General features: G+C 58.1%; 3 protein-coding genes and 1 pseudogene. All 4 read right to left on the reverse strand.

Annotated elements, in window-relative coordinates; translation table 11 throughout:
• Positions 1-89: 89 nt before the first annotated feature.
• The 4 genes and pseudogenes from Q0349_RS04700 to Q0349_RS04710 all read right to left on the reverse strand — a co-directional run bounded on the left by Q0349_RS04700 (position 90) and on the right by Q0349_RS04710 (position 3400).
• Entirely contained in the window at positions 90-227 is a 138-nt protein-coding gene (locus Q0349_RS04700) for a hypothetical protein (protein WP_298079722.1), read from the reverse strand.
• A 187-nt stretch (positions 228-414) separates the two neighbouring features.
• Positions 415-612 (reverse strand): annotated as a pseudogene (locus Q0349_RS14075) (phosphoribosyltransferase); the annotation flags it as partial.
• Between the two features lie 4 nt (positions 613-616).
• Complete coding sequence (locus Q0349_RS04705) at positions 617-1693, reverse strand: leucine-rich repeat domain-containing protein (protein ID WP_298079723.1); 1077 nt, start codon at positions 1691-1693, stop codon at positions 617-619.
• 129 nt (positions 1694-1822) lie between these two features.
• Positions 1823-3400 (reverse strand): alanine/glycine:cation symporter family protein, encoded by a 1578-nt coding sequence (locus tag Q0349_RS04710; protein WP_298079724.1) that lies wholly within the window; start codon positions 3398-3400, stop codon positions 1823-1825.
• Positions 3401-3439 lie beyond the last annotated feature (39 nt).

Consider the following 3439-nt stretch of genomic DNA (forward strand, 5'->3'; position numbering starts at 1 on the left):
TTTGAAGCGGCGTACTATCGCCAAAAAGACGGATTAGACAAAGCTGCCTGATCCAGTCCATCCGCCCTCCGATGTGTGGGGCGGTTCATTCAGGTTTTCTTGCACGCTGCTGGGGCTGTCCTTGTGGCGGTGTGGACGACGATGGCGCTGTCGGCGAGGATGTAGGGGTGGCGGCTGCGCGTTGCTGCGTGTGCGGTGGTAAAACCTACTTCGGGATGCCAAGGCAAGAGCAGCAGCAGTTGCCTGTTTTGCAGAGCGGTGCGTCATTTGCAGCTGGTGCTGGCTTTGGGCAGGCTGTCCGGCAGGATGCCGATGGCGTAGCCGCCCGCTGTGAGCGCGGTGAGCATGGTGGTTTCGTCCACCCGCGCGCACTGCCACTGATGGGGATGAGAGCGGCGGCGATGGTGAAGATCCGCCAGAATCGGTGATGTCGTCGATGAGCAGCACCGGTTCGCGGCGGACGTTATGCACGGCAAAGATGCCGTCAGGGTTGGCGCATTGGTGGTAGCTGTTCGCCTGTTGTTTTTGCGGGTCGTTGTCGCGGATTTTTTCGATGGCATTGACCCACGGCAGGCCGAGTCGGGCGGCGAGGCGGCGGGCAAAGTCGGCAACGGGTTTATCGCCAGCAGTTGCGGACGTGGCGCGGGTCGCATTCGATAAACCGGAATGTGTCGGTGCAGTGTGGTGATATGGGATTGTCGCCAAATATCAGCAGGGGTTCTTTGCCCCGGCGGTTTTTGTTAAGGCGTAATTCTTTTAATGTTTGGGGAATGCTGAGTAACGGATTTTCGCCCAGGCGAAGTTCGCACAGGTTTTGTAATTGGCCAATAGTTTCCGGCAGCAGGGAAAGTTGATTCCCTTGCAGGTCCAGGTCATGGAGTTTTTGTAGTTGTGCAATTTCCGCTGGTAAGATTTTTATTTGATTATAGGCGAGCCATAGCCATTCCAGTTGGGTCAGTTCCAGGAGCTCTGGCGGGAATCGGGAAAACCGATTTCGTGACAGGGTGAGATAACTCAGGTTTTTCAGGTTGGCAAATGCTGCAGGCAGGGTTTCAAGGCAGTTATTTCGTAAAGCCAGTTCTTGCAGGGATTGCAGTTTTCCCAGCTCGGCGGGAAGCGCGGTCAGTTTGTTGATATGCAGATCGAGGCGTCGCAGGCTTTGCAGTTGGCCAATCGTTTCGGGTAATGCGGCAAGGTGGTTTTCACCCAGGTTGAGTGTGTGCAGGTTGGAGAGTGCGCCAATTTCTGCGGGGAGAGTTGTAATGCGGTTATTTCCCAGATTGAGTTCTTGGAGGTTGTGCAATTGCCCGATTTCTTTGGGTAATGCGGCGATTTTGTTGAATTGTAGGTCCAGAATGCGCAAATGCTCAAGCTGCCCGATTTCGGATGGAATTTCTTTGATTTGGTGAATCCGTAATGCTTCCAGTGAGGTTGCCAGCATGATTTCTGCCGGAATGGTCGTCATTGTCACGCCGCCACTCAATACTAACCGTCGCAGTTTTTTGCAATGGCGGATTTCTGGTGAGCACGCGGCGATGCGTGCGCCGCCAATATGCAGCTCTTCCAGATTTTCAAATCGGCTGATTTCTGGGGGAATGGCCGTGAGCTGGTCGTCCCTGATGGTGCAGACTTGTACCAGGTGGCAATATTTTTCCGACAGGTTTTGCAAATCTCGCGCGGTATCGGTCAGCACGAGCGGGAAGCGGAATTTTTTCCGCTCGGCAGGGGACTCCGGGTTATTCATGGCAGTTTGTTTTTTATGCTGGATAAAACGGAGCGGAGACAGGGTTATTCCGCCCCGTTTGGGCGCGATGCACTGCGGCTATGGCTTCGTCTTTTCTGTTTCCGCCTGGAGGCGCTCTTCCCAAAACGTCGCGTGCTTGATGCCGAGTGCTTGCGGGTCGAAGGTATATACGGCGGCTTTTTCTTTTTGCTGGCGTTCGTAATCGCGCAGGGCGCGGATGGTCGGCCGTCCGGCGCGGAAGGAGATGAGCAGCAGGCCGATGATGTTCAGCCAGGCGTTGAGGCCGACGCCGATGTCGCCCAGTTTCCAGATGTAGCCCGCGCTGCCGACCGCGCCGTAGGTGACGGCCAGCATCGCGCTCAGTTTGACGATGAGGGTGACGTCGCGCTCCCAGCCGAATTTGCGCGCCAGATAGAGGATGTTGGTCTCGGCGATGTAGTAGTAGGCGAGGATGGTGGTGAAGGCGAAGAAGAAGGTGGCGAGGGCGACCAGCACCGGCCCGCTTTTGCCAAAGACGCTCGCCATCGCGTACTGGGTGAAGGCGGTGGTGCCGGGGTCGGCGTTAATCACCGCGCCGCTGGCGTCTTTCAGGTAGGTGGCGATGTATTGCGTCGCTTCGCCCGCGAAATGTTGCCCGGCGACGATGTTGTACTGCTTGGTCATCAGGATGATGAGCGCGGTCGCGGTGCAGACGAACAGGGTGTCGATATAGACGGAAAATGCCTGCACCAGCCCCTGTTGCACCGGATGCTCAACGGCGGCGGCGGCGGCCGCGTGTGCGCCCGTGCCTTGCCCGGCCTCGTTGGAATAGATACCGCGCTTGACCCCCATGCCGATGGCCGCGCCGAATCCGGCGGCAGGATTGAAGGCATCGCTGACGATGAGCGCCAGCAGCTCCGGCACGCGGTTGATATTGATGAAGACGATGATCATCGCCAGCACGATGTAGGCGAGTGCCATGAACGGCACGATGACCTGGGCGAAACTGGCGATGCGGCGGATGCCGCCAAAGATGATGAACGACAGCAGCACCAGCACGCAGGCGGTGGCAATCAGGCGGTGCGAGCCGACTTCCCCGGCAATCCCGGTCGTGATCGCCTGCCCTTCGCCGAAAATCTGCACCATCGCGCTGGCAACACCGTTGGCCTGCGGGCCAATCAGAAAGAGGCCACAGGCGAAGGTGGCGGCGACGGCGAACAAAATCCCGTACCAGCGCCAGCCGAGGCAGCGCTCAAAATAATAGGCGGGGCCGCCGAGAAACACCCCCGCCGCCTTGTCATGCACCTTGTAAATCTGGCCGAGGGTGGATTCCACATAAGCGGTACTCGCGCCGAGAAAGGCGACGACCCACATCCAGAACACCGCGCCGGGGCCACCAAAACCGATGGCGGCGGCGACACCGGCGATATTGCCGATGCCGACCCGACCAGAGAGCGACACCGACAGCGCCTGGAATGAAGAAATGCCGTGCTCGGTGGAATCATCGGAGCGGAAAAGCAGGCGGCACATCTCGGTGAAGTGGCGCACCTGGGCGAAGCGGGTCATCAGCGAAAAAAACAGGCCGACGCCGAGGCAGAGCCAGATGAACGCCGGGTTCCAAATCACATTATTGAGCCAGAGGACGACGGTCTCGATGGCGCTTGGTTCTTGTTGCATGGCTATCTCCGGTAATTATGGACGGAGCGCCAATGTACA

Source organism: uncultured Cardiobacterium sp. (assembly GCF_938028185.1).
Lineage (GTDB): Bacteria > Pseudomonadota > Gammaproteobacteria > Cardiobacteriales > Cardiobacteriaceae > Cardiobacterium.

Coding starts and splice junctions, on each gene's coding strand:
- Q0349_RS04710 (WP_298079724.1), bottom strand. CDS start 3,400: ATGCAACAAGAACCAAGCGCCATCGAGACCGTCGTCCTCTGGCTCAAT.